Source organism: Pararhizobium sp. LjRoot255 (genome assembly GCF_964252905.1).
In the GTDB taxonomy this organism is placed as follows: domain Bacteria; phylum Pseudomonadota; class Alphaproteobacteria; order Rhizobiales; family Rhizobiaceae; genus Pararhizobium.
Map to the genome: position 1 here is coordinate 1,238,959 of NZ_CAXUPQ020000001.1, position 23,724 is coordinate 1,262,682.

Consider the following 23,724-nt stretch of genomic DNA (forward strand, 5'->3'; position numbering starts at 1 on the left):
ATGGGCTGGATGAGCCCGCCTCATCCTTGAGAAGGACAATCTCATGTCCGGGAAAACCGCGCAGTTCCCAATGGAACAGGGTGCCGGCGCTTATGATTTTCTGATCCGGGCCATGGCCACCACATCCGCGAAGTTTCCGTCACGGAAGGCATAGGCCCTGTGAACGCCCTCGGCTTCAAAGCCGAACGTTTCATACAGCGTGATCGCCGCGGCGTTGTCGGTAAAGACGGTCAGCTCGATGCGCGTAATGTTCAGCCATTTGTCCGCGGCATCGAGAATTTCCAGCATCAGCGCCTTGCCGATACCCCGCCTTCGATGATCATCGTGGATGCTGATGCCGAGCACGGCGGCGTGGTACCGGCGGTCCCTTTGCCGATGGAGCCCGGCAACGCCCAGAATGATCCCGCTTCGCTCGGCAACGATGCGCAATCCGCCATCCGCCGGCGCCTCCAGCCACGTGCGGGTCTGCTCGGGCTTGACATGGGGGAGGCGCAAAGTGCCGTACCGCACACCCGGCAGGTTCATGATGGCAGCAATCTGCTCATAATCATCGGGACGCGAGGCACGGATATGCAGAGCCTCGGTCGACGGCGGTGCGGGTGCTGTTTCAGTTTGTTTCATGACGATCCTCGTCTTTGATGCGAGGAAGGAAGAAGTGCCACGACCCTACCTGCCTCGGCAGGGTCCACAGGATGAAAGCGCTCTTAGCCCAGCACTGATCCCGCGCACCCTTGAGGGTACGTGCAGGTCATAAGAAGGGGCATGGTCGCGCGTTTCATGATCCAGACTTTAGCGGCTCGCGCCACAAAGGCAAGAACCGCCTCTCAGAAGGCCCGCCAGGCGATATAAAGCAGCGTCAGAGCAATGACCCAGAGCGCCAGACGGCCGGAGCGGCTGTGCCGCGCTTCCGAACGGCCGATCGCCTCGGCGGTCTCCTCGTCGAAGCGCAGGCCGTTTTCGGCCATGGCGGTTAGATCGCGGGAGAATTTTTCCGTTTTCGCCGCTATCTCGGGTGCAGCTTCGGCAAGCCGGAGGGCGGCGTGAAGGCCATCCCTGACGTCGGAGACGATGCGTTTGGGACCGAGATTGTCGCGGATCCAGGCGCCAACCACCGGCTCGGAGGCCTTCCACATATTGAAGCGCGGATTGAGCGTGCGAGCCACGCCTTCGACGACAACCATGGTCTTCTGCAGCATGACCAGTTCCGGCCGCGTCTGCATGTCGAAGAGTTCGGTGACCTCGAACAGCAGCGTCAAGAGCTTGGCCATGGAGATGGTCTCGGCCGGCTGGCCGTGGATCGGCTCGCCGATGGCGCGGATCGCCTGGGCGAAGCTCGCGACGTTGTGATGGCCCGGCACATAGCCTGCCTCGAAATGCACGTCGGCGACACGGCGATAGTCGCGGGTGATGAACCCATAGAGAATTTCAGCAAGGAACCGGCGCTCCTTCTTGCCGAGACGGCCAACGATACCGAAATCGACGGCGACGACCATGCCATTCTGATCGACGAAGAGATTGCCCTGGTGCATGTCGGCATGGAAGAAGCCGTCGCGCAGCGTGTGACGCAGGAAAGACTGGATCAGCGTATCGGCAAGCGCGTTGAGGTCATGCCCCGCGCGGCTGAGACCCTCGACATCCGACAACTTGATGCCGTCGACCCATTCCATCGTCACGACGTCGCGGCCGGTGCGCTCCCAATCGACTTTCGGCACGCGGAAACCGGGATCGTCTGCCGCGTTCTCGCCAAGCTCCGACAGCGCGGCCGCCTCAAGCCGCAGGTCCATCTCGACCTTGGTGGTCTGCTCCAGCGTCTTCGTCACCTCGACCGGACGAAGCCGGCGCATGTTTGGCACGAAACGCTCCTGCAGGTGCGAGACAAGGAACATCGCCTCCAGATCATGGGCGAAACGCTGGCGTACGCCGGGGCGGATTACCTTGACGGCGACCTTTTGCTCGACGCCATCGCGCAACACCACCGCAGGATGGACCTGGGCAATCGAGGCGGCGGCGATCGGATCGCCGAAGTGCGCGTAAAGCTGCGAGACCGGCCTGCCGAGCGACCCCTCGACGGCGGCGCGCGCCTCCTCCACCGGGAAAGTCGCCATGCGGTCCTGCAGGAAGGAAAGGTCTTCGGCGAAATCGGCGCCGACGACGTCCGGGCGGGTGGCCAGGAACTGGCCGATCTTTACATAGGACGGTCCCAATCGCTCGATGGCGCGCGCGAGCCTGTCGCTACGGACCTCATGTCTGGCACGACGGCGGGCAAACAGACCGGCAAAGGATTGCGCGGCGCTAATCAGCGGCGGCAGGTTTTCCGACGGCAGGGCGGAAATAACGCCCTCGCGCACCAGCACCCAGCCAATCCGGACCAGGCGTGCATAGGCTCCGGGTGTACTCATGATGCCTTGCCGCCGCGCAGGACAAGGCGCTCAGCGCGCTTCACGAAAGTGGACATCATGCGTCAGATCTTCCAGGCGGAGTGCAGCGCGGCGATACCGCCGGTGTAGTTGGTGAAATTGACGCGGGAGAAGCCGGCAGTGGTGATCATCGCGGCAAAATCGCGCTGGTTTGGAAACTTGCGGATCGATTCCACCAGATACTGGTAGGGCTCGGCGTCGCCGGTGACCATCCTGCCGAACTTCGGGATCGCGTTGAACGACCAGGTGTCATAGACCTTGTCGAGCAGCGGCATATCGACCTCGGAGAACTCCAGAACCAGAAGCCGGCCGCCGCGCTTCAGCACGCGATAGGCTTCCGACAGGGCGAGATCGATGCGCGGTACGTTGCGGATGCCAAAGGCGATCGTATAGGCATCGAAGGAGTTCGCCTCGAAGGGCAGTTCCTCGGCATTGGCCTCGACGAAGGTGAGATTGGGCGTCAGCCCTTTCTTTTCGGCACGCTCGGCGCCGACGCCAAGCATCGAGCCGTTGATGTCGAGCACCGTTGCATGCGCCTTGCAGTCGGAGGCCTCGACGATGCGGAAGGCGATATCGCCGGTGCCACCGGCGACGTCGAGAACCTTGTAATCCTCGGAGCGGCGCGGGTTGAGCGCCGATATCATCGCATCCTTCCAGGCTCGGTGCAGGCCCATGGACATGACATCGTTCATGATGTCGTAGCGTTTGGCCACCTTGTGGAAGACATCATTGACGAGCGCCTGCTTCTCGCCTTGGCCAACCTGGCGAAAACCGTAGGAGGTTTCCATGCCGCCATCGGCAGACGTGCGCTCACCTGTCATTCCGAGATACTCCGTTTCCATCGCCATTAGCCGACCATAGCGAATTCGCTTGATCCACGCTATCTCTCGAAGAGACACCCGCCTGCGGCATTCCAGCCCTTATCGGGCCTGCTATAGGGTATGTGCGCGGCGATTGGAATTGCCAAATAAGTTCATTCATTTGGCGTGAAGGAGATATTGATGCCGGAACTTCCCGAAGTGGAAACCGTGAGGCGGGGTCTGACGCCAGCCATGGAAGGCGCGCTCCTGGTACGGGCGGAACTACGGCGGCCGGATCTGCGCTTTCCCTTCCCGGCCGATTTTTCCACGCTTGTTTCCGGCCGGCGTATCCTGTCGCTCGGCCGCAGGGCGAAATACCTCTTGATCGACCTTGAAGGTGGCGACGTCATCATCGCCCATCTCGGGATGTCCGGCTCGTTTCGCGTCGAGGAGGATGCAGGTTCCGAGATGCCGGGCGATTTCCATCATCCGCGCGGCAAGGACGAGAAGCACGACCATGTCGTCTTTCACCTTGAGAGCGCCAAGGGGCCAACACGCGTCATTTACAACGATCCGCGCCGCTTCGGCTTCATGGATATCACCAAGCGCGACATGCTCGCGAGCCACGTCTTCTTCCGTGATCTTGGCGAGGAGCCGACCGGCAACGTGCTTGACGCGAGCTATCTCGCCGCGCGCTTCGCCGGCAAGGCGCAGCCGCTCAAATCCGCGCTGCTTGACCAGAAGAATATTGCCGGTCTCGGCAACATCTATGTCTGCGAGGCGTTGTGGCGCTCCGGTCTCTCACCGATGAGGGCCGCCGGCACGCTGGTTGACACCAGGGGAAAACCGAAGAAGACGCTGACGCTCCTGACCGAGGCGGTCCGCGCCGTGATTGCCGATGCAATCGCGGCTGGCGGCTCGTCATTGCGCGATCATATTCAGACGGACGGTACGCTCGGTTATTTCCAACACTCCTTCTCGGTCTATGCCCGCGAGGGCGAGCTTTGCCGGACACCGGGTTGCGGTGGTACAATCGCGCGTGTCGTCCAGGCGGGACGCTCGACATTCCATTGCCCGAAATGCCAGAAGTAACGGCCCTGGCAATCTCGGCCCTGCGGCCCTCGTTTTCAAAATAGCGCGTTGACTGAGGCGATGTTTAGGGTTATATGCCGCCCTCAGTTTGGAAAGCCGCTCCAAGGTTTTCCGATATTGCTCCCGAATTGCTTGGATGACAGGTCGCAGTGACCCGGCACGGCGAAATGGGAGTTTTTGTCAGATTTTCGAAGAGAGACACCAAATGGCCAATACAACTTCGGCGAAAAAAGCGACCCGCAAGATCGCCCGCCGCACGGAAGTCAACAAGTCCCGCCGTTCGCGCGTTCGTGGTTTCATTCGCAAGGTTGAAGAAGCCATCGCTTCCGGCGACCAGGCTCTCGCCCAGGCAGCCCTGAAGGCAGCCCAGCCGGAACTGATGCGCGCCGCCACCAAGGGTGTGCTGCACGCCAACACGGCATCGCGCAAGGTGTCCCGTCTCGCCAACCGCGTAAAGTCGCTTTCGGCCTAAGCCGGCTTAATAAAATCTCATCAGTGATTTAGCCCGGTCCTACGACCGGGCTTTTCCGATTCGCCCTGCACGCCCATGGTTGCTCAATCGTTGTGCAGGACAAGATGTCAGCACGGTGACATATTTTTTTCAGTAAAATCAATCTCTTGCGCGAGGACGCTCCCGCATATCCCTGTCCAGCCAAGGCCCGTTAAGGCGGGCGGCGAGTCAAGATATTTTTTATTTTTTTTGTTTTTCGCCAGCTAACTTCCGGGTCAAAAATCAAAGCCCTTGATTCAAAAGCGATTCTCTTGCGCGGGCCGTCAACCCATGCAGGACACGCTATGAGAGTCAACGCCCAGCTCTTACCGAACTGTAAAATTCACGATTGATCTTGTGTCACGATCCTGCCTAAATGCCTCCCACAGAAGGCGCGGGGGATCCCTGTGGACAAGATGAAAAGGCAGCCCTTCAACGGACTGCGCAGTTTCACTTGAACCTTCTGTAACGGGGTGGTTCCACAACGTTCCATCAATCAGTACAGAGTGTTTTCAGCTGCGCAACATGTTTGCCCGGCATGACACTTTGCTATTTATGGTTGTAGACGTAGTGGTCACCTCAGGACACCGCTCATGTGTCAGCGCGCTTTTCCGTGCTGCACAGAGATGGCGGCGGCGATGCAGACGAGGATGCATTCGCAGCAAACGGCCTGCCCTTCTTGTAACGAGGGTCGGGAAAGGCCGGTCAAGGGACGAAACGGAACCGGCATTTACACGAGGGCTGGAACCGGACAGGAGAGTGAAAGCGTGCAAGCGGGACATGCGTTGGGCCTTTAAGCCGAGCGGATTTGCACGGAAACCGGACCAAAAGAGGAAAATGAGGATTCCTCTTTTGGCACGGAGAGCGTTTGGATTGGGCGGCATGCCTTTAAACAAGGGCCGCGCACGACAAACATTAAGGCTGATGCCGTCAGCAATGGCGGCGTCGCGGAATAATATTGGAAGGCGGCAATATGCTAAGTAATTCGATCACGGCGGCGGTGGTATTCGAAAACGGGGAGAACGGACGCCAGATTGCGGCAAATCCGTCTGGCGGCGCGGCGGGGGAAAAGGGCGAGACGGGCCATAGCGCGCTTTTCGAGCGGGTCAGTGCGCGTTTGAAAGCCCAGGTGGGCGCCGATGTTTTTGCCAGCTGGTTCGGCCGGTTGAAACTGCATTCCGTTTCAAAGAGCGTGGTGCGGCTCTCCGTGCCGACGACCTTTTTGAAATCCTGGATCAACAACCGCTATCTCGACCTGATCACCGGCCTCTTCCAGCAGGAGGACGCCGAGATCCTGAAGGTGGAAATCCTGGTGCGCAGTGCCACGCGCGGCGCGCGGTCCGGCCTTCACGAGGATGCCCCGCAGGCAAATCACACGGACACGGCATCATCCGCCACTGCACGCCGGGCATCGCCGCAGCCGCTTGCCCATCATGCGGCCGCTACGGTCAGCACCCTTCAGAAGGCGCAGCCGGTCGCAGGACCGCTGTTCGGTTCGCCGCTCGATCCGCGCTATACCTTCGAAAGCTTCGTCGAGGGCTCCTCGAACCGCGTCGCCCTTGCCGCTGCAAAGACGATCGCCGAGGCTGGCGCCGGTGCCGTGCGTTTCAACCCGCTGTTCATCCATTCGACGGTCGGTCTCGGCAAGACGCATCTCTTGCAGGCGATCGCGACCGCTGCGATCCAGAGCCCGCGTGTGCCGCGCGTCGTCTATCTGACCGCCGAATATTTCATGTGGCGCTTTGCAACTGCGATCCGCGACAATGACGCGCTTTCGCTCAAGGAGACGCTGCGCAACATCGATCTTCTGGTGATCGACGACATGCAATTCCTGCAGGGCAAGTCGATCCAGCATGAATTCTGCCATCTTCTCAACATGCTGCTCGACAGCGCCAAGCAGGTCGTCGTTGCGGCCGACCGGGCGCCGTGGGAACTGGAATCGCTCGACCCGCGCGTTCGCTCGCGCCTGCAAGGCGGCGTTGCCATCGAGATGGACGGTCCTGACTACGAGATGCGTCTCGAAATCCTCAAGCGCCGCCTCGACGTCGCCCGCCAGGACGATGCCTCGCTGGATATCCCCGCCGATATCCTGAGCCACGTCGCCCGCAACATCACGGCGAGCGGCCGCGAGCTGGAAGGCGCCTTCAACCAGCTCCTCTTCCGCCGCAGTTTCGAGCCGCAGCTGTCGATCGAGCGCGTCGATGAACTGCTCGGCCATCTGGTCAATGCCGGCGAGCCGCGCCGGGTTCGCATCGAGGACATCCAGCGCGTCGTCGCCAAGCACTACAACGTGTCGCGGCAGGAACTGGTCTCCAACCGCCGCACACGGGTCATCGTCAAGCCACGCCAGATCGCCATGTATCTGGCCAAGTCGCTCACCCCCCGCTCCTTCCCGGAAATCGGCCGCCGTTTTGGCGGGCGCGATCATACGACGGTGCTGCACGCCGTGCGCAAGATCGAGGACCTGATCTCGGGCGACACCAAGCTCAGCCATGAGATCGAGTTGTTGAAGCGGCTGATCAACGAGTAGTGGATCACCGGGTCCTCATCTGAAGGGAGTTTACGCCTTTGTCCCTCCGGGACATCTCCCCCTCAAGGGGGGAGATTGACCGCGACTATCGTGCGCGCCTTACTTGCGCTTATGAGTGGCGCGAACGATCTCCCCTTGAGGGGGAGATGTCACGAAGTGACAGAGGGGGTGAAATCCTCGCAAGCGAACAACCTACTTCTTCCCCTTCGAAATCAAATGATAGAGCGCGCGGATTGCCTGCGCTTCCCCGCCAAGTGGCGAGTGCGGGCGCTCGGTCGGTGCCCAGCCGAAGATGTCGAAATGGGCCCAGCTCTTGGTGTTGGTGACAAAGCGCTTGAGGAAGAGCGCCGCGGTGATTGATCCGGCCATGCCACCGGAGGGCGCGTTGGTCAGATCGGCGATACGGGCTGAGATGTCCTTCTCGTAACCCTTGTAGAGCGGCATGCGCCAGAGCGGATCGTCGACAGTAAGGCTCGCCTCGGTCAGATCATGAGCCAGATCCTCGTCGTCAGTGTAGAAGGGCGGCAGGTCCGGGCCGAGGGCGACGCGCGCGGCACCGGTCAGCGTCGCCATGTCGATGAGGAGATCGGCTTCTTCCTCGTCCGCATAGGCGAGCGCATCGGCCAGAATCAGGCGGCCTTCGGCATCGGTGTTGTCGATCTGCACCGTCAAGCCCTTGCGGCTGCGATAGATATCGCCCGGACGGAAGGCATTGGCGGAGATCGAGTTTTCGACGACGGGCACCAGCACCCGGAGATCGACCTTGAGCTTCGCATCCATGATCATCAGCGCGAGACCCATGACATTGGCAGCACCCCCCATATCCTTCTTCATCAGAAGCATCGACGCGGCCGGCTTGATGTCGAGGCCGCCGGTGTCAAAGCAGACGCCCTTGCCGACCAGTGTCACCTTGCGGTGGCCCTTCTTGCCCCAGCGCATTTCCAGCAGGCGCGGCGCCTCGGCGCTAGCGCGGCCGACGGTATGGATCAGCGGAAAGTTCTGCTTCAACAGATCGTCGCCGGACACGACGGAAACCTTGGCCTTGTAGTGTTCGCCGAGCGCCCGGAAGGCCTCTTCCAACGCATTCGGCCCCATGTCGTTGGTCGGCATGTTGATGAGATCGCGGGCGAGAAAGACGCCGGCAAGCTGCCGCTTGATATCGGCGGCGTCGGCATCGGCCGGGATCATCAGGGTCGGCGCTTCGCTCGCGGCAGCCTTGTAGCGATCGAAGCGATAGGAGCCCAGCCCGTAGCCGAGCGCCAGGCGATTGGCCGTCAGCGGTGCCGTCTCGATATGCCATTTTCCCGCCGGTAGCGCGCGCGCCAGCTTGCCGGTCAGGAACGGCGCTTCCGACGGATTGGCGCCCAGCCCGAACAGCGCACCGCCGAGCTGGCCATCTTGCGAGGGGATTAACAGAACCGCGCCCGACTGGGCTTTGAAGCCAGCCTTTCGTGCCCAGTCGAGCGCGATCGGATCGATCGCGCCGAGATCGATATGGGCCGGTGTCACCGCAAAGATCGGCAGGGTTTTGCCGGCGCTGGTGTTGAATGGCGACGGACGGTCGGTGAATTGATAGGGGGCCATGAAAATCCTTGAGAAGGCGCGAGCAGAATCACCCGATTAACGCTCTATTAGGGTTAACAGATTATTGCTGGAGTGAAGATTGCGCCGAAATGTGGGGAATTGCGTCCGGTGCTCTAACGAATTGCTTTAGGGGCATTGGTAATGACGTCACGCGGACACTCGTCTCTTTCCCATCACCGGTTTCTGAAAGCCGCCTCCGTGGCTGCCTTCGTCGCCCTGGCACTGTCCGGCTGCGCGACGCAGAAGAAGGAACTGACGACCGGCTCCATTCCAACGGCGAGTTTCTCCAAGCCGGTTCCGTCGATGAACGCGACGGAACTTGCAGCAGCGGCGGAGAGCATCGGCCAGGCCTATGAGCGCAATCCCAAGGACCGCAATGCAGGCCTGAACTATGCGAATATGCTCAGAATGACCGGTCGCAACGAGCAGGCACTCGCGGTGATGCAGCAGGTGGCGATCAACTACCCGACAGACCGCGAAGTGCTCGCCGCCTATGGCAAATCGCAAGCAGCTGCGGGTCAGCTGGAACAGGCGTTGAACACGATTTCCCGCGCCCAGACGCCGGACCGCCCGGACTGGAAGCTGAAATCGGCCGAAGGCGCAATCCTCGATCAGCTCGGCCGCGCGCCCGAGGCGCGTCAGCGCTATCGCGAGGCACTCGACATCCAGCCGAACGAGCCGACAGTCCTTTCCAATCTCGGCATGTCCTATCTTTTGAACAAGGACCTGAAAACGGCGGAAACCTATCTGAAATCGGCTGTCAGCCAGCCCGGTGCCGACAGCAGCGTTAGGCAGAATCTGGCGCTTGCCGTCGGACTGCAGGGTCGTTTTACAGAGGCCGAGCAGATTGCCCGGCAGGAACTTTCGCCCGATCAGGCGGAAGCCAATGTCAAATATCTGCGCTCGATCATGTCGCAGCAGAACGCCTGGCAGAAGCTCTCCAATGACGACAGCACCAACACGAATTAAGCCGGCCGTCCACTTTACACTGGCACTGGCAAGCCTCGCGCTCGCCGGTTTTTTTTCGTTCGCCTGGTACGAGCGCTACTGGAAGTGGCGGGAGTGCTTCAATTCCGAGGGCCGCTGCTATGACCCAGTCGACGGCATCATGGTGGCGCAGGCCGGCCCTGTCTGGGGCAGCTTGGCTCTGGGTTTCCTTGTCCTGGCGGTAGTGTTCGTCGTGCGCTACCAGCGAAGCCGGCGTACGGTTCACCGTCGCCACTAGAACTTGTCTGAAACCTGAATGCCTGCCGGGCCAAGAATGACGGCGATCAGGACGGGCAGGAAGAACAGGATCATCGGCACGGTCAGCTTCGGCGGCAGGGCAGCCGCCTTCTTCTCCGCCTCGTTCATGCGCTGGTCACGGCTTTCCTGGGCAAGCACCCGTAGCGCCTGTGCGATCGGGGTACCGTAGCGGTCCGCCTGGATCAGGGCCTGCATGACCGCCTTGACTTCGTCCAGCCCGGTCCGGATCCCGAGATTTTCCAGTGCCATGCGCCGATCGGGCAGGAAAGAGAGTTCCGCAACGGTCAGGACCAGTTCTTCGGCCAGCGGCGCCGATTGGACGGCTATTTCGTCGGCAACGCGCCGCATGGCAAGTTCCATCGAGATGCCCGATTCCACGCAAATCAACAAAAGGTCAAGCGCGTCCGGCCAAGCCCGGCGGATGGACTGCTGGCGTTTCGAAACGGCATTCGAAATGAAGATGTTGGGCGCGTAGAAGCCAAGATAGCCGATGCCGATGACGGCCAGGATCCGCATCGACAGCGGCTTTTCGCCGAGATAGCCAAGGCCGAAGATATAGAAGGCGCCAACAGCCAGAAACAGGAATGGGAGACTAACGCGGGCGACGAGAAACACGTTCAGCGCATTCTGCGAGCGGTAGCCGGCCGATTTCAGCCGGTTGACGGTCTTGTCGTCGACCAGTGCCTTACGCAGGTTGAGCCGCTCGACGATCTGGCGCACCGAGGTGTTGTTCTGGGCGCGTAGCGACGTCTTGCCGCCGGACACCTCCGAATTCAGGCGCGCGCGTTCGCGCGCCCGGATCAGTTCGCGCTCGGTGGCAACGGATTTCATCCGCTTCTCGAGATTTCCCTTTTCGAAAAGCGGAACGGCCAGGGAATAGAACGTCGCCAGCACCGCCACCGCCACCAGCAAGGCGACGATGATGTTCGGATCCGTCAGGGTATTGATCATGCCCTCGCTCATGCCGGGCCTTCCTAGATGTCGAAGTTGATCATGTTACGCATCACAAAGATGCCGATGCTCATCCACACCGCCGAGCAGCCCATGATGATGTGGCCACGCGGATCGGTGAAAAGGATCATCATGTATTGCGGAGACGTCATGTAGACCAGGAGGGCGACGATGAACGGCAGGGCCCCGATGATGCAGGCCGATGCCTTGGCTTCCATCGATAACGCCTGGACCTTGGCTTTCATTTTCTTGCGTTCGCGCAGCACCTTGCCGAGGTTTCCGAGCGCTTCCGAGAGGTTGCCGCCGGCCTGCGCCTGGATGGCAATGACGATGGCGAAGAAATTGACCTCCGGCAGCGGGATGCTGTTGATCATGCGGGCGCAAGCTTCCGGGATGTTGAGGCCGACCTGCTGCGCCTCAATGATGCGCCTGAACTCGGTCTTCACCGGCTCCTGCCCGTCGCTGGCGATCAGCCGGACGGCATCGTTGAGCGGCAGGCCGGACTTGATCGATCGCACCATGACGTCAAGGGCGTTGGGAAATTCGTTGAGGAATGCCTTGCAGCGGCGCTTGACCAGGAAGTTGACGAACCAGCGCGGAACGCCGGCGGCGCCGATGAGGAGAATGCCGGCAACGATCGGCAACATGGCCCCGGCGATCAACGCCATCAAGGCAGCAACCACGCCGAAGACGACGCTCGCGATGTAGAATTGCGCGATCGAGATCTTGAGACCGGCCTGCACCAGCCTGATCTTCATCGAAGGCTTCGCCTTCTCGGATTTCTCTTGCTGCTTTTTCTCGAGATCCTTCAGCGAATCCTGCACCGACTTTCGCCGCTTCGACATCTCGGCCATGCGGTCGCGCGCCGCCTTGACCTTGACCCGGTCCGTCTCGGCCGCCTTGACCTTGCGGACGCGATTTTCCGCCTTCTTCTCCGTTTCGATGCGCGTGAACAGAATGCCATAGGCAAGGCCGGCCGTTGCGAGCGCGACGAGACCGACGATTGCCAGAATGGTGATGTCTATTCCGAACATGAAAACGATCAGTCCTTTTCCATCGCGTCGAGCGTCGCGGCCAGCCGCTTGTCCTCGTTGAAATAGCGGGCACGGTCCCAGAAATGCGGGCGGCCGATGCCGGTCGACTTGTGGCGGCCGATGATCTTGCCGTTGGCGTCTTCACCCTCGATCTCGTAGCGCATCAGATCCTGGGTGATGATGACGTCACCTTCCATGCCGATGACTTCGGAGATGTGGGTGATGCGGCGCGAACCGTCGCGCAAACGCGCTGCCTGGATGATGACATCAATCGAACCGGCAATGATTTCACGCACGGTCTTTGCCGGCAGCGTATAACCGCCCATGGCGATCATCGATTCCATACGGGCGAGGCACTCGCGCGGCGTGTTGGCGTGGATGGTGCCCATCGAGCCGTCGTGGCCGGTGTTCATCGCCTGAAGCAAGTCGAAGACTTCCGGGCCGCGCACTTCGCCGACGATGATCCGCTCGGGCCGCATACGCAGGCAATTCTTGATGAGATCGCGCATGGTGATCTCGCCTTCGCCTTCGATGTTCGGCGGGCGGGTTTCAAGACGCACCACATGCGGCTGCTGCAATTGCAGTTCGGCCGTATCCTCGCAGGTGATAACCCGCTCGTCCAGATCGATATAGCCGGTCAGGCAGTTGAGAAGCGTCGTCTTGCCGGAGCCGGTACCGCCGGAGATGACCACGTTGCAACGGACGCGGCCGATGATCTGCAGGAGCACCGCACCTTCCGGCGTGATGGCGCCAAACTTGACGAGCTGGTCGAGCTTCAGTTTGTCTTTCTTGAACTTACGAATGGTCAGCGCGGTGCCATCGATGGCGAGCGGCGGGGCGATAACATTGACGCGCGAGCCATCGGGAAGACGGGCGTCGCAGATCGGGGAGGATTCATCGACGCGGCGGCCGACCTGGGAGACGATGCGCTGGCAGATCGACAGCAGCTGCGCATTGTCACGGAAACGAACCTCGGATTCGATGGTCTTGCCGCCGACTTCGATAAAAGTCTGACCGGCGCCGTTGACCATGATGTCGGCGATATCGTCGCGCGCGAGCAGCGGCTCCAGCGGACCATAGCCGAGAACGTCGTTGCAGATGTCCTCGAGTAGTTCCTCCTGCTCGGAGATCGACATCGCGAAATTCTTGATCGTGATGATGTCGTTGACGATATCGCGGATTTCTTCACGCGCGCTCTCGTTGTCCAGCTTGGCAAGCTGCGAGAGGTCGATCGTGTCGATCAGCGCCGAGAAAACCTGGGACTTGGTGTCGTAATAGTCCTCGGTGCGAGCCGGCTTTTTTCGGATGGGCGGCGGAGATGGCTGCGCGCGGGTTACCGGCATTGCTTCGCGGGCAGGCTCCGCAAGAACGGGCGCGGCCTGCCGCTCGGTTACAGCCACGGGAGCAGCGGCGGGCATGGGCGTTTGCATGGGGGCACTGACGGCACCACCCTTTCCGAAGCCTTCGTTTCCTCGTCTACCAAACATGCTCTAAAATCCGATTTTCGTTCAAATATCAGTTATTTGCGCCCAAGCATCCCGAGCATCTTGCCAAGGCCGCCCTTCTTGGCCTTCTTGGCCGTCGCCCTGCCCGTCACCAGATGCGCGAGTTGCGAGAACGTCTCGGCCGTCGGCGCCTTCTTGTCGATCTCGGCGATCATCCGGCCGCTGTTGGCCGCGTTGCCGAACAGAACGGCGTCGAACGGAATAATCGCCACCGGCTCGATTTCCAGCGAATCGCAGAAGTCGCCCGGCGATATTTCCGGCCGCTTCGGCATGCCGACCTGGTTCAGCACCAGATGCGGCGTCTTGTCGTTCGGCCGGATTTTCTTCAGCGAATCGAACAGGTTCTTGGCATTGCGCAGGTTTGCGAGATCGGGCACCGCAACGACCACCACCTCGTCGGCCTCTGCCAGCACGGTGCGCGTCCAGTCCGCCCACAGGTGCGGCACGTCGAGCACGGAGACCGGCGCGTTGCGCAGCAGGATTTCCATCAGCGGCTGGAATGCCGTTGCGTCGAAATCATAGGGACGATCGAGCATGGACGGCGCCGCAAGCAGCGACAGGTGCTGCGAGCACTTGGTCAGGAGGCGATCGAGGAACACCTCGTCCAGGCGCTCAGGCGAGAAAACCGCCTCGGAAATGCCCTGCGGCGGATCCTGGTCGAAATTGATGTTGGCGGTACCGTAAGGCAGGTCTAGGTCGGCCAGAACCACCTCGGTCGAGAACAGGTTCGAAATGCCCCAGGCGCAATTATGGGCGAGCGTCGAGGAACCGACACCGCCCTTGGCGCCGATGAAGGCAATGCTGCGGCCGAGCGGCTCGGCTTCCGGATCGACGAAGATGGTCGCGATGGCGCTCAAGATATCCGGCATGGCGACGGGTGCCACGATATATTCGGAGATACCGTTGCGGATCAGTTCACGATAGAGCGGAATGTCGTTGTAGCGGCCGATGATGATGACCTTGGTCGAGGGATCGCAGACGGCTGCGAGCGGCGCCAGTTCCGCCATCAGCAGGCGCGGTTCCGTCGATGTTTCGAGAATGATCAGGTTTGGCGTCGGCGCGGCCGAAAACATGTTGGCGGCAGCGGTGATCGAGCCGCTGTTGATCCTGAGGCTGACCTTGCTCATCCGCCGGTCCTGGCCGCAGCGCTCCATCATCCGCTGCAACGCTTCTGTTTCGCAGAAGGCATGCACCGAGATGCGGGGAAGTGGTCGCAGGTGATCGACATCGCTCGGGCGGACCGCATCGGCGAAGCCGTCCGGCTCACCGGAGGCGGTCTCTATCTTGTAGTCAATCGTGCTCATGGTGCTGTCCCGTCAAACTGCGCGGAGTATCAATTGTTGTTGATGTTGATCGTCGTTTCTGTCCCGGTTGAGACACCGCGGTAGTCACTGATCACCTGGCCGCGCTGGACCGCATCGATCGGCGACATGGCGCGCGGACCGAGCAGGTCCATCGGGTTGGAAACCTGCGCGGCCAGATTGGCCTGGCTGGCGCATCCGAAATTCTCATAGTTCTTGTTCTCGATCGTATTGGCGACCAGATCCTTCGGCCAGTTGCCGCAGGGTGCTGTCTTTGCCGTAATCGCCGAGTAGCTGAGCCGGATCGGTGCGGCGTCACCGTCGCCACCTGCCTGATAGCTCGCCTCGGCCAGCCGCCCCGCCGGAATGCCGGCGCCAACCAGCACGCCACGGATTTCCTTGCGCAGCGCCGATGCGGCGTGGGCATTGGCCGAGCCGGTGGGCACCAGGATCTGCACCGTGCCGGTTGCAGAATTTCTATAGCTGGAAGCAAAACCGCGGATGACGTCGCGCGCGCCCAGGGTCAAGTGCCTGTCGCTGGAGGCTACCGGCACATCGATTGCATGTTCCGCTTCGGCAATCACGATCGGATGGCGGGTGCGGTAATCGTCGGGCAACGCGCCGGTCGACATGCCGTCGCGGCTGGCGCAGCCGGCAAGCGTCGTGCCGGCCAGCAGCAGGGCGCCGATCGCCAGCATGCGTGCGAGACGAGCCGGACCGGTAAAGGTGTTTGGCCGCATGGTCGAGTGCCCCTTGATATTGCGGTTCAGAATGATCTTGGTCGTCATGTCCGCTCCCGCCTATTTGTAGATGAAGCCGACATTGCCGTGATACTGCCCGACCGGGGCTGCCTGACGGTTGCCGTAGATGCGATTGACTTCGCCGAGAAATGCGCTGGACAGGTCATCGGTCGGATTGAAATTGTCGTCCGGCCGCGACAGGTCCCCGCGCGCAACCGGCTTGACCAAGTACGGGGTCGCGATGATGACAAGCTCCGTCTCGTTGCGAATGAAGTCCTTCGACCGGAACAGCGTTCCGAGAATCGGGATCTTGGAAGCTCCGGGAAGACCCGACATGGCCTGGCGGACATTGTCCTGCACCAGACCACCGATCACGATGGAACCGCCTGAAGGAAGTTCGACACTAGTGGACGCCTTGCGGCGGCGGATCGACATATAAGTCTGACCGGGGACGCCAGCCGCATTAGCATTGACAACGGACCCTTCCCAGGTCGGCTCGGAAACCTCGGTGGCAATTTCAAGACTGATGCGGCCTGGCCCGAGCACCACCGGCGTGAAGTCCAGCCCGATGCCGTATTCCACCGTCTCGTTGGTTCGCGTCAGGGCGCCGTCTTCATCAATTTCCTGCTCGGAGGGTATGCGATACTCGCCGCCGACTGAGAAGGTCGCCTTCTTGCCGGAAATTGCAGTCAAGCTTGGCTCCGCAAGAGTGCGCATGACGCCCGCCTGCTCCATGGCGTTGAAGTAGCTGGCGAACATCCCCGAACCACCTCCAATAGAAGCAGTGATCTTCGAAGAAAACGCGTTGACAGCGTTACCCAGATTGGTTGGGTTCCTGAAGGTGATGCCCTCCCCGCTACTGCTACCAAGGAATCCGCTGAAGCCGAGCTGCTTCAGCACCTGGCGCGAGACTTCGGCCACGGTCACCTTCAGCATGACCTGGTCTTCGCCATCGATTCTCAGAAGATTGACGATCTGCGAAGCCTGACGGTCTTCGGCGAAGATGTCCGCGTCGCCGTTGGTGCCCTGGGCCGTGATATTACGCGTTGTCGCTTCACCACCCTTGATGAAGGCCCTGGCGAGCTCTTCGACGCGGGTCGAGTCCAGCGGCGTGCGGACGGTGCCGGTCAGCACGATATTGTCCGAGATGATTTCCACATTGATATCGGAATCGGGCAGGAAACGCCGCAGATTGGCCTCAAGGTTGGAAATGTCGCGCTCGATCTCCAGATCGAGGCTGACGATTTCCTCGCCATGTGGACCAAACACGAAGATGTTGGTCTGGCCGACCATTTTTCCGAACAGATAGATGCGTCGCGAGGTTCGCGTGACGGCGTCGGCCAGCGTCGGATCGGCTACCAGGATATCATGTGCATCGGTCGGCAGATCTATGACGACGGCCTTGTTCAGCCCCAGCCTGATGGTTTTCTTGACGCCAGGCCCGCTATTGGTGATGCGCACCAGAGACTCCGAGGCAGCCTGCACGGTGAACGTCTGAGCAGGCATGCCGGAAAAGGCCAGGCAAAAGGCCAGTCCGCCGGCAACAGAGCTGCGAAGTTTTCTTCCGATCCGGTTCACGTTCCGCTCCCGCTCACACATTATTTCACTTCGTTCATGGATGAGCTGTCATCGCTCTTGACGATGGAACCCGATTTGATGACCTGGATGGAGGGCCGCCCGTCGCCGCTCAGAAGGTAGTCCGCCGCGATGGTATCCGGTTCCTGCGCGTCGGCGACGCTGCGCAGCGCCAGCGACAGACGCTCGGCCATCTGCTGGGCGACCGTCATCACCTTGGACTGGTCCGGCGTCAGTTCCAGCGTCGCGGTCGTGCCGACGACCGACTTCGACCCGTCCTCCTTTTCCTCGATCTGCTGGTCGATGGCGAGCACGCGAACGTTGCTGAGAACCGTTTCGGTGAGGAAGGAACCGCCTTCCGATTTGCGCACCATGATCACATCGACGCGGTCGTTCGGCAGAATGAAGCCGCCGGCGCCGGTCGCAACGGTGATCTCGGTGGCAACGGCACGTTTGCCGGCCGGCAGCAGCGCCGACATGATCCGGCTTGACGAGTCGGCGATCTTTTCCTGCCGCACCGGCTCGCCGTTGAAGATCGGCAGGCGCACGACGACCCCCTCAAGATCCGTGACCGCGTTCGGCCGAAGCTCTTCGGTAATCAAACCATCGACAACGCCGTCTTTCGGCCAGGAGATCCAATGAATGGCATTCGGATCGAGCCTTGAACCGACGGGCAGGCTCTTGTTGGCAACGAGAACGTTAACCGTCGGTTCGCGCTCGATAACCGGCTCGGCCGAGCTTACGACAGTCTTGCCGCTGGTCAGCTTGAGGGCCAGGAATCCAGCCAAGCCCGCCGATACGACGGCCACCGCCAGAATTAGAACGCGCACCGGTTTCATGATCTGTCCCTGCAGCCCGAGAATATGCCTGCTGCAGAATGATCAGGAATTGGTGTAATTATGGTTAACGCACTGCTTATATTCGTGGTTAATAAAGGGTTTGCGCTACAAAGGAGCGGCAACGCGGCAGGTCAGGATGATGCGAAAAGCCGAGGCGCGGGAACGCCTTGGACGCTCAGTGCAGCGGGGCAAGCGCTGCCTGCATCAGCGGCGATGCGGGATAGGCAAGAAAGCCGCCGGCGCCGATGGCAATGCCGTAGGGGATCTTCTTTGCCGTGAACAAAAGGTGAGGCACCGGCAGGCCAGTGGCGAGGATGGCGTTTTCCTGCTTGCGCATCAACAGGATCAGAAGCGTCAGCAGACCACCGAAGATCGAGACATAGAGGAGGAATTCGTACAGGGAATTGTTGAAACCGAACCAGACGGCGCTGGCCGTAAGGAGCTTGGCGTCTCCTCCACCCATGATATTGAGCGCAAATAGCGTGAAACACACTGAAAAGACGATCACGCCGGCAAGCAGGTGCATGCCGATCGTCGCGATGCCGAGGCCGGCCAGCGGTGCAACCAGAATGAAGGTGCCGAGCAGGATTACCGAGACGCGATTAGGGATCGTCATGGTGAAGAGGTCGGAGAAAGCCGCAACCGCCAGGCACAACGGCAGACTCACGAAAATGGCAGCTTCGATCATGTATGCCCTCGGTTATTCGCGTTCTGCGGGCACCGGTCCTCGAGTGAACGGGCCACGGCCGCATGCTCAAGGGTATGCCCTTTGATTTAAGAAATTGGTAACCCGGCGATCGAATAAAGCGTCTCCAAACGAGAAAGCCGCCCCGGTGGAGCGGCTTTCCCAAGAGAGCGTTCGGCAGATCTCTTAGTGTGCGGTGTTTGCGGCATCCATCCTGTTACCGAGATCAACGAAATTGTCGTTAATCTTACCGCCGAGCGTCGTGGCACCGGTGATCAGGGCGACGGAGATGAGGGCAGCGATCAGGCCGTATTCGATCGCGGTCGCGCCGGACTCATCCTTCAGGAAACGTGCGAAAATCTTGGTCATGTTGTTTCTCCTACTTCACTTGTGTTGTTCAGCACTACCGCCAACTGTTTCCGTTGATCGGATGAAGCGAACCTACACAGCGTGAATTTCAATCAGCTTAAGGAAAAGCGTTACCAATGGCTTAACAGCCGATGACCGGTTTCTTGGTAAAGACATCGTCAATCCGCAGCGTCGTTTTTTACTGTCGCCGGTCCCGGTTAACCTCTGCGGAACTGCTGCGGATTTAACGCTTCATTCACCAAAACCGAGCATGCTGGAGCATCCGCATCATCAGGAAACAGCCATGAATTTGCCCACCACAGCCATCGGGGCCCGGTTGCTGACAAAAAGCTTCGCAAGTCTGGCCCTGATCGCCTCCTTTCTGGCGAGCTCCGCCAGCGCCGCCGAGGGAATGCTGAACGTCTATATGAACCACGCGCGCGTGCTGAAGCTCGACCGGCCGGTGAGCAAGGTCATCATCGGCAATTCGGATGTAGCCGATGCGACGGTGGCAGACGCGAAGACGATCGTTCTGACCGGACGCTCTTTCGGCACGACGAACCTCGTCATCCTGGACGTAGACGGCAACGCCATCGTCGACGAGCGTATCCTGGTCTCGATCGACGAGGGAAATACCGTGCGCGTCTTCAAGCAGACGATCCGCTCCGTGCTATCCTGTACGCCCAATTGCGAAGAGCATGCCACGCATAAGTTGACCATCGCGAATTGACGAAACCGTGCCTCCGCGGGAATTCGCCAAACGTGGACATAAAAAAAGCTGTGCTCAGTTTGAGTGAAGCTGCGGTGCCGCCAAATCCTTACCACTCGGTTAGTCTTTTCATTCAAATTTCAACATTGTCTGAATACGAAATATCAATAGTCGTTTCCTAATGTACGCCATCGCATAGCGCTTGACGGAACGACGAGATGTTGAACAACCTAGATGATCCCACAGCGGCTGGCGGTTCGGCCCCGCGACGCCGCCGCGGTTTGCTGCGCCGCTTCTTCAAGGAAAAATCGGGTACGTCGTCGATCGAGTTCGCCATCCTGGCGCTACCCTTTATGGTCGTCATCTTCGCATCGCTCGAGACGTTCGTCGCGTTCACAGGAGAACAGCTCCTTGCCAACGCAACCGAGACGATGGCCCGCAAGGTGCGCACCGGCGAAATCACCTTCGGCATCAACGCGGCAACGGACATGTCGCAGGAACAGTTCCGGCAGGCCTTCTGTGAAGAGATCTCCATCATGATGACCTGCTCGGAGACCGAAGCCAAAAATCCCTCGAAGCTGTTCCTCGATGTTCGCAGCTTCGCCGATTTCTCGCAGATTCCGGCTGCAGTCCCCCGCGTTGGTGGCGGCGAAAATTCGGATCTCGATACCAGCGGCTTCAAATACGCCCCCGGCGGGCCGACGACCATCAACATCGTGCGCGCCTACTATCGCTGGGAAGTGATTACCGATCTCGTGCGCCCCTATGTCACCAATTTGCGACCTGCGGGCAGCAGCATGCCCAATGACTACCTGATGGTGTCGACGGCAGCCTTCCGCAACGAGGCCTACTGAGGAGCACGCCATGAAAGCCGCGATCCGTTATCACATGGCCGTCCTCTCGTTGAAGGCAGAGGCCTTCGGAGAATTCTGGCGCGACCGCAAAGGCACAGGCGCGATCGAATTTGCGATCCTCGCGCCCCTCTTGATCATGGCCTATATCGGCTCGTTCGAAATTTCGCTCGGCTTCAGCATCGCCCGCAAGGTTTCCCGCGCCTCCAGCACAGTCGCCGACGTGCTGACCCAGCAGGCCAGCGTCGACGTAAAAACGCTCGACGGCATGAAGAATGTCGCCAAAGGTGTCATGTCGCCCTTTGAGATGACCGACTACACGCTGAAAATGACCGGTATCAAGGTGACGGGCGCCGGCACCGGCACAGTGGCCTGGTCACGGGACGAGGACGGCGGCACGCCGTATCAGGCTGGTTCTCCCGTAACGCTGCCGAGCGACATTTCGTCGGTGAATGCGTTCATCGTCCGCTCGGAGCTCGTGGTTCCGCACGAATTGCTGCTGTTTGCGCCGGGCCTTGCCGACAGCGAGCTGAAGACGATCAATCTTTCCAAGACCTACTATTTCCGTCAGCGCGTCGGCGACGAAATCACCTGCGCCGATTGCACCTGAAACGACGGTGGCATCACAATCCTGGCCGTCATTTGCAATCTGACCGGTCGCGGAGTATTTCTCGCGCTTTCGCCGCCGATGCATTGACCGCATCGGATGACGGCAACAACTGTCCTGCCGCAAGCTGCCCACGCGATGGGATCAGGGCCTGCGGCAGCTTCGCGGGTGATCCATGGCGCGTGCCTTTCTGTTCGTTCTTGATTCCTTCGGCATCGGCGGTGCGCCCGACGCTGCCGATTTCGGCGATGACGGGGCCGATACGCTCGGCCATATCGCAGAATTCTGCGCGGCTGGCGCCGGTGATCGACCTGGCCTGCGCGAAGGTCCGCTTTCGCTTCCCAACATGTCAGCGCTTGGCCTGCTGCATGCGGCAAAACTTGCCAATGGCCGCATGCCCGCAGGCATGGGGCTGCCGCACAGGGTCATCGGGGTCTATGGCGCCGCAAGCGAGGTCTCGCGCGGCAAGGACACGCCCTCCGGTCACTGGGAAATTGCCGGAACGCCGGTGATCTTCGATTGGGGCTATTTTCCCGCAGAAGGCGATGCTTTTCCGCCCGAGCTTGTAGAGGCCATCTGCCGCGAAGGCGGCGTGCCGGGCATTCTCGGCAATTGCCACGCCTCCGGCACTGATATCATCGCCCGCCATGGCGAAGCGCATATGCTGACCGGCAAGCCGATCTGTTACACCTCGTCCGATTCGGTTTTCCAGATCGCTGCCCACGAACGATCCTTCGGCCTCGAAAGGCTGCTTGCCTTCTGCGAGACGGTGCGCCAGCTGCTCGACGACTATAATATCGGCCGCGTCATCGCCCGGCCTTTCGTCGGCACCACGCGCAAGGACTTTGTCCGCACCGGCAATCGCCGCGACTATTCGGTCCTGCCGCCGGAACCGACGCTGCTCGATCGGCTGAAGGGCGCCGGACGCACCGTTCACGCCGTCGGCAAGATCGCCGATATCTTCGCGCATCAAGGCATCAGCCGGCTGATCAAGGCCAACGGCAATATGGCGCTGTTCGACGCGACGCTGCAGGCCATGGACGAGGCCGAGGACGGCGATCTGGTCTTCACCAATTTCGTTGATTTCGACATGCTCTACGGCCACCGCCGCGACGTGCCGGGTTATGCCGCAGCGCTCGAGGCCTTCGATAAGCGGCTGCCCGATCTCGACCGCAGGCTGAAACCCGGCGACATCGTCATCCTGACAGCCGATCACGGCTGCGATCCGACCTGGCGCGGCACCGATCACACGCGCGAACGCGTGCCCGTTCTCGCCTTCGGTCCGGGTATTCGCACCCGCTCCATCGGCGTCCTGCCGGGCTTTGCCGGCATCGGCGAGACCGTCGCCAAACATCTGGGCGTTGAACCTGGCCTCCATGGGAGAAGTTTTCTGTGACTGCACATCTCAAGAAGGCGGAGCTGCACTGCCATATCGAGGGTGCGGCGCCGCCGGCGCTCGCACTCGTCCAGGCACAAAAATACAATGTCGATGTCAGCGGCATCATCGAGGATAGCGCGTATGTCTGGGCGGATTTCAGCCACTTCCTGAAATGCTACGACGCCGTTGCGGGGCTCTTCCGCACCGAGGAGGACTACGCGCTGCTGGCGGAGGCCTACCTGACGGAGCTTGCTGAGGCAGGCACCATTTACAGCGAGATCATCGTCTCGCCCGATCACGGCAACACGATCGGCATCGGCAGCGATGCCTATATCCGCGGGCTGGCGGCCGGCATCGAAGCGGCCAAGGCGAAGACCGGCATCGAAGGCCGGATGATCATCACCCTCATCCGCCACATGGGACCGGAAGCGGCGGAACGCACGGCGCTCTATGCGGCAAAACGCGAACATGGGCTGGTAACGGGCCTCAACCTGGCCGGCGAGGAGCGCATGCACAAGGTCATGGATTTCGCCCGGGCCTTCGACATCGCCCGCGATGCGGGCCTCGGCCTCACCATCCATGCCGGCGAAATGGCCGGTGCCTTCAGCGTCCGCGATGCGCTCGACCACGTCCGGCCTTCACGCATCAGCCATGGCGTGCGCGCCATCGAGGATGCCGATCTCGTCAAGCGGCTCGCCGGCGAAGGCGTGGTGCTCGAAACCTGCCCCGGCTCCAATGTCTCGCTGCAGGTCTTTCCGGACTTCGCCTCGCATCCCCTACGTGCCCTTCATCAAGCCGGATGCCGGGTAACGCTCAATTCCGACGATCCGCCGTTCTTCCACACGTCACTGAAACAGGAATACGAGATCGCCTCGCAGGTCATGGGTTTTTCCGACGAGGAGATCAACGGCATGACCCGCACGGCGATCGAGGCGGCCTTCGTCGACGAGGCGACCAAACAGCGCCTGCTGGCGGCATTGTAAGTCTTTCCGGCTGGGGATGATGCGGCAAAGCGCCGGTCGCCCCTTGCGGGGGCTCGCCCT

Annotated in this window: 23 protein-coding genes; 10 read left to right on the forward strand and 13 right to left on the reverse strand. The window is 60.7% G+C overall.

Going from position 1 to position 23,724, the window contains the following annotated elements:
- Positions 1-90: 90 nt before the first annotated feature.
- The 3 genes from ACSQ2W_RS06160 to ubiE all read right to left on the reverse strand — a co-directional run bounded on the left by ACSQ2W_RS06160 (position 91) and on the right by ubiE (position 3,238).
- A complete protein-coding gene (locus ACSQ2W_RS06160; protein ID WP_436085468.1) occupies positions 91-621 on the reverse strand; it encodes a GNAT family N-acetyltransferase in 531 nt (176 codons plus the stop codon).
- Between the two features lie 203 nt (positions 622-824).
- A complete protein-coding gene (ubiB, locus tag ACSQ2W_RS06165; RefSeq protein WP_436085469.1) occupies positions 825-2,399 on the reverse strand; it encodes a 2-polyprenylphenol 6-hydroxylase in 1,575 nt (524 codons plus the stop codon).
- A 62-nt stretch (positions 2,400-2,461) separates the two neighbouring features.
- Positions 2,462-3,238, reverse strand: a complete 777-nt coding sequence (gene ubiE, locus ACSQ2W_RS06170; protein WP_436085470.1) for a bifunctional demethylmenaquinone methyltransferase/2-methoxy-6-polyprenyl-1,4-benzoquinol methylase UbiE — start codon at positions 3,236-3,238, stop codon at positions 2,462-2,464.
- A 180-nt stretch (positions 3,239-3,418) separates the two neighbouring features.
- Here ubiE and mutM point away from each other — a divergent pair, with 180 nt between their 5' ends.
- The 3 genes from mutM to dnaA all read left to right on the forward strand — a co-directional run bounded on the left by mutM (position 3,419) and on the right by dnaA (position 7,329).
- Complete coding sequence (gene mutM, locus ACSQ2W_RS06175; RefSeq protein ID WP_436085471.1) at positions 3,419-4,309, forward strand: bifunctional DNA-formamidopyrimidine glycosylase/DNA-(apurinic or apyrimidinic site) lyase; 891 nt, start codon at positions 3,419-3,421, stop codon at positions 4,307-4,309.
- Between the two features lie 205 nt (positions 4,310-4,514).
- Positions 4,515-4,781 (forward strand): 30S ribosomal protein S20, encoded by a 267-nt coding sequence (gene rpsT, locus ACSQ2W_RS06180; RefSeq protein ID WP_037125743.1) that lies wholly within the window; start codon positions 4,515-4,517, stop codon positions 4,779-4,781.
- A gap of 991 nt (positions 4,782-5,772) precedes the next feature.
- Positions 5,773-7,329, forward strand: coding sequence for a chromosomal replication initiator protein DnaA (gene dnaA, locus ACSQ2W_RS06185; protein WP_436085472.1), 1,557 nt, complete (start codon positions 5,773-5,775; stop codon positions 7,327-7,329).
- A gap of 192 nt (positions 7,330-7,521) precedes the next feature.
- On the opposite strand, the gene ACSQ2W_RS06190 is transcribed toward dnaA, so the two are convergent.
- Complete coding sequence (locus ACSQ2W_RS06190) at positions 7,522-8,913, reverse strand: leucyl aminopeptidase family protein (protein ID WP_436085473.1); 1,392 nt, start codon at positions 8,911-8,913, stop codon at positions 7,522-7,524.
- A 141-nt stretch (positions 8,914-9,054) separates the two neighbouring features.
- Here ACSQ2W_RS06190 and ACSQ2W_RS06195 point away from each other — a divergent pair, with 141 nt between their 5' ends.
- The gene (locus ACSQ2W_RS06195) at positions 9,055-9,882 is read left to right on the forward strand and encodes a tetratricopeptide repeat protein (protein ID WP_436085474.1); all 828 of its coding nucleotides are present in this window, start codon (positions 9,055-9,057) and stop codon (positions 9,880-9,882) included.
- Entirely contained in the window at positions 9,857-10,138 is a 282-nt protein-coding gene (locus ACSQ2W_RS06200; RefSeq protein WP_436085475.1) for a hypothetical protein, read from the forward strand. Before ACSQ2W_RS06195 ends, ACSQ2W_RS06200 begins: the two co-directional genes overlap by 26 nt.
- Here ACSQ2W_RS06200 and ACSQ2W_RS06205 read toward each other — a convergent pair.
- The 9 genes from ACSQ2W_RS06205 to ACSQ2W_RS06245 form a co-directional block, all read right to left on the reverse strand.
- Positions 10,135-11,121, reverse strand: a complete 987-nt coding sequence (locus ACSQ2W_RS06205; protein WP_436085476.1) for a type II secretion system F family protein — start codon at positions 11,119-11,121, stop codon at positions 10,135-10,137. The genes ACSQ2W_RS06200 and ACSQ2W_RS06205 overlap by 4 nt on opposite strands.
- 11 nt (positions 11,122-11,132) lie before the next feature.
- Positions 11,133-12,143 carry a type II secretion system F family protein gene (locus tag ACSQ2W_RS06210; RefSeq protein ID WP_436085477.1) on the reverse strand — a complete coding sequence of 337 codons (1,011 nt, stop codon included), beginning with the start codon at positions 12,141-12,143 and terminating at the stop codon, positions 11,133-11,135.
- Between the two features lie 8 nt (positions 12,144-12,151).
- The gene (locus ACSQ2W_RS06215) at positions 12,152-13,630 is read right to left on the reverse strand and encodes an ATPase, T2SS/T4P/T4SS family (protein WP_436085478.1); all 1,479 of its coding nucleotides are present in this window, start codon (positions 13,628-13,630) and stop codon (positions 12,152-12,154) included.
- Between the two features lie 32 nt (positions 13,631-13,662).
- Entirely contained in the window at positions 13,663-14,952 is a 1,290-nt protein-coding gene (locus ACSQ2W_RS06220; RefSeq protein ID WP_436085479.1) for a CtpF protein, read from the reverse strand.
- A 29-nt stretch (positions 14,953-14,981) separates the two neighbouring features.
- Complete coding sequence (locus tag ACSQ2W_RS06225) at positions 14,982-15,689, reverse strand: CpaD family pilus assembly protein (protein ID WP_436087689.1); 708 nt, start codon at positions 15,687-15,689, stop codon at positions 14,982-14,984.
- A gap of 60 nt (positions 15,690-15,749) precedes the next feature.
- The gene (locus tag ACSQ2W_RS06230) at positions 15,750-17,288 is read right to left on the reverse strand and encodes a type II and III secretion system protein family protein (protein ID WP_436085480.1); all 1,539 of its coding nucleotides are present in this window, start codon (positions 17,286-17,288) and stop codon (positions 15,750-15,752) included.
- Entirely contained in the window at positions 17,288-18,103 is an 816-nt protein-coding gene (gene cpaB / locus ACSQ2W_RS06235; RefSeq protein WP_436085481.1) for a Flp pilus assembly protein CpaB, read from the reverse strand. Before cpaB ends, ACSQ2W_RS06230 begins: the two co-directional genes overlap by 1 nt.
- Positions 18,104-18,278: 175 nt before the next feature.
- Entirely contained in the window at positions 18,279-18,791 is a 513-nt protein-coding gene (locus ACSQ2W_RS06240; RefSeq protein ID WP_436085482.1) for an A24 family peptidase, read from the reverse strand.
- A gap of 183 nt (positions 18,792-18,974) precedes the next feature.
- Positions 18,975-19,157, reverse strand: coding sequence for a Flp family type IVb pilin (locus ACSQ2W_RS06245; protein WP_436085483.1), 183 nt, complete (start codon positions 19,155-19,157; stop codon positions 18,975-18,977).
- A gap of 283 nt (positions 19,158-19,440) precedes the next feature.
- On the opposite strand from ACSQ2W_RS06245, the gene ACSQ2W_RS06250 reads away from it, so the two are divergent.
- The 5 genes from ACSQ2W_RS06250 to ACSQ2W_RS06270 all read left to right on the forward strand — a co-directional run bounded on the left by ACSQ2W_RS06250 (position 19,441) and on the right by ACSQ2W_RS06270 (position 23,664).
- On the forward strand, positions 19,441-19,866 hold the full coding sequence (locus tag ACSQ2W_RS06250) for a pilus assembly protein N-terminal domain-containing protein (protein WP_436085484.1): 426 nt from the start codon (positions 19,441-19,443) through the stop codon (positions 19,864-19,866).
- A 197-nt stretch (positions 19,867-20,063) separates the two neighbouring features.
- Positions 20,064-20,699, forward strand: a complete 636-nt coding sequence (locus ACSQ2W_RS06255) for a TadE/TadG family type IV pilus assembly protein (protein ID WP_436085485.1) — start codon at positions 20,064-20,066, stop codon at positions 20,697-20,699.
- Positions 20,700-20,709: 10 nt separating this feature from the next.
- Entirely contained in the window at positions 20,710-21,306 is a 597-nt protein-coding gene (locus ACSQ2W_RS06260) for a TadE/TadG family type IV pilus assembly protein (RefSeq protein ID WP_436085486.1), read from the forward strand.
- Between the two features lie 172 nt (positions 21,307-21,478).
- The gene (locus tag ACSQ2W_RS06265) at positions 21,479-22,699 is read left to right on the forward strand and encodes a phosphopentomutase (protein WP_436085487.1); all 1,221 of its coding nucleotides are present in this window, start codon (positions 21,479-21,481) and stop codon (positions 22,697-22,699) included.
- Complete coding sequence (locus tag ACSQ2W_RS06270) at positions 22,696-23,664, forward strand: adenosine deaminase (protein ID WP_436085488.1); 969 nt, start codon at positions 22,696-22,698, stop codon at positions 23,662-23,664. The genes ACSQ2W_RS06265 and ACSQ2W_RS06270 overlap by 4 nt, the downstream gene beginning before the upstream one ends.
- The last annotated feature ends 60 nt before the right edge of the window (positions 23,665-23,724 follow it).

Excerpts from the sequence above, each read along its gene's own strand:
- ACSQ2W_RS06190 (WP_436085473.1), bottom strand. The coding sequence starts at position 8,913 with ATGGCCCCCTATCAATTCACCGACCGTCCGTCGCCATTCAACACCAGC.
- ACSQ2W_RS06260 (WP_436085486.1), top strand. The coding sequence starts at position 20,710 with ATGAAAGCCGCGATCCGTTATCACATGGCCGTCCTCTCGTTGAAGGCA.
- ACSQ2W_RS06250 (WP_436085484.1), top strand. The coding sequence starts at position 19,441 with ATGAATTTGCCCACCACAGCCATCGGGGCCCGGTTGCTGACAAAAAGC.
- ACSQ2W_RS06240 (WP_436085482.1), bottom strand. The coding sequence starts at position 18,791 with ATGATCGAAGCTGCCATTTTCGTGAGTCTGCCGTTGTGCCTGGCGGTT.
- ACSQ2W_RS06215 (WP_436085478.1), bottom strand. The coding sequence starts at position 13,630 with ATGTTTGGTAGACGAGGAAACGAAGGCTTCGGAAAGGGTGGTGCCGTC.
- dnaA (WP_436085472.1), top strand. The coding sequence starts at position 5,773 with ATGCTAAGTAATTCGATCACGGCGGCGGTGGTATTCGAAAACGGGGAG.
- ACSQ2W_RS06160 (WP_436085468.1), bottom strand. The coding sequence starts at position 621 with ATGAAACAAACTGAAACAGCACCCGCACCGCCGTCGACCGAGGCTCTG.
- ACSQ2W_RS06200 (WP_436085475.1), top strand. The coding sequence starts at position 9,857 with ATGACGACAGCACCAACACGAATTAAGCCGGCCGTCCACTTTACACTG.
- ACSQ2W_RS06210 (WP_436085477.1), bottom strand. The coding sequence starts at position 12,143 with ATGTTCGGAATAGACATCACCATTCTGGCAATCGTCGGTCTCGTCGCG.
- ACSQ2W_RS06265 (WP_436085487.1), top strand. The coding sequence starts at position 21,479 with ATGGCGCGTGCCTTTCTGTTCGTTCTTGATTCCTTCGGCATCGGCGGT.
- ACSQ2W_RS06255 (WP_436085485.1), top strand. The coding sequence starts at position 20,064 with ATGTTGAACAACCTAGATGATCCCACAGCGGCTGGCGGTTCGGCCCCG.
- mutM (WP_436085471.1), top strand. The coding sequence starts at position 3,419 with ATGCCGGAACTTCCCGAAGTGGAAACCGTGAGGCGGGGTCTGACGCCA.
- ACSQ2W_RS06205 (WP_436085476.1), bottom strand. The coding sequence starts at position 11,121 with ATGAGCGAGGGCATGATCAATACCCTGACGGATCCGAACATCATCGTC.
- ACSQ2W_RS06195 (WP_436085474.1), top strand. The coding sequence starts at position 9,055 with ATGACGTCACGCGGACACTCGTCTCTTTCCCATCACCGGTTTCTGAAA.
- ubiB (WP_436085469.1), bottom strand. The coding sequence starts at position 2,399 with ATGAGTACACCCGGAGCCTATGCACGCCTGGTCCGGATTGGCTGGGTG.
- cpaB (WP_436085481.1), bottom strand. The coding sequence starts at position 18,103 with ATGAAACCGGTGCGCGTTCTAATTCTGGCGGTGGCCGTCGTATCGGCG.
- ACSQ2W_RS06230 (WP_436085480.1), bottom strand. The coding sequence starts at position 17,288 with ATGTGTGAGCGGGAGCGGAACGTGAACCGGATCGGAAGAAAACTTCGC.
- ACSQ2W_RS06225 (WP_436087689.1), bottom strand. The coding sequence starts at position 15,689 with ATGCGGCCAAACACCTTTACCGGTCCGGCTCGTCTCGCACGCATGCTG.
- ACSQ2W_RS06220 (WP_436085479.1), bottom strand. The coding sequence starts at position 14,952 with ATGAGCACGATTGACTACAAGATAGAGACCGCCTCCGGTGAGCCGGAC.
- rpsT (WP_037125743.1), top strand. The coding sequence starts at position 4,515 with ATGGCCAATACAACTTCGGCGAAAAAAGCGACCCGCAAGATCGCCCGC.
- ACSQ2W_RS06245 (WP_436085483.1), bottom strand. The coding sequence starts at position 19,157 with ATGACCAAGATTTTCGCACGTTTCCTGAAGGATGAGTCCGGCGCGACC.
- ubiE (WP_436085470.1), bottom strand. The coding sequence starts at position 3,238 with ATGACAGGTGAGCGCACGTCTGCCGATGGCGGCATGGAAACCTCCTAC.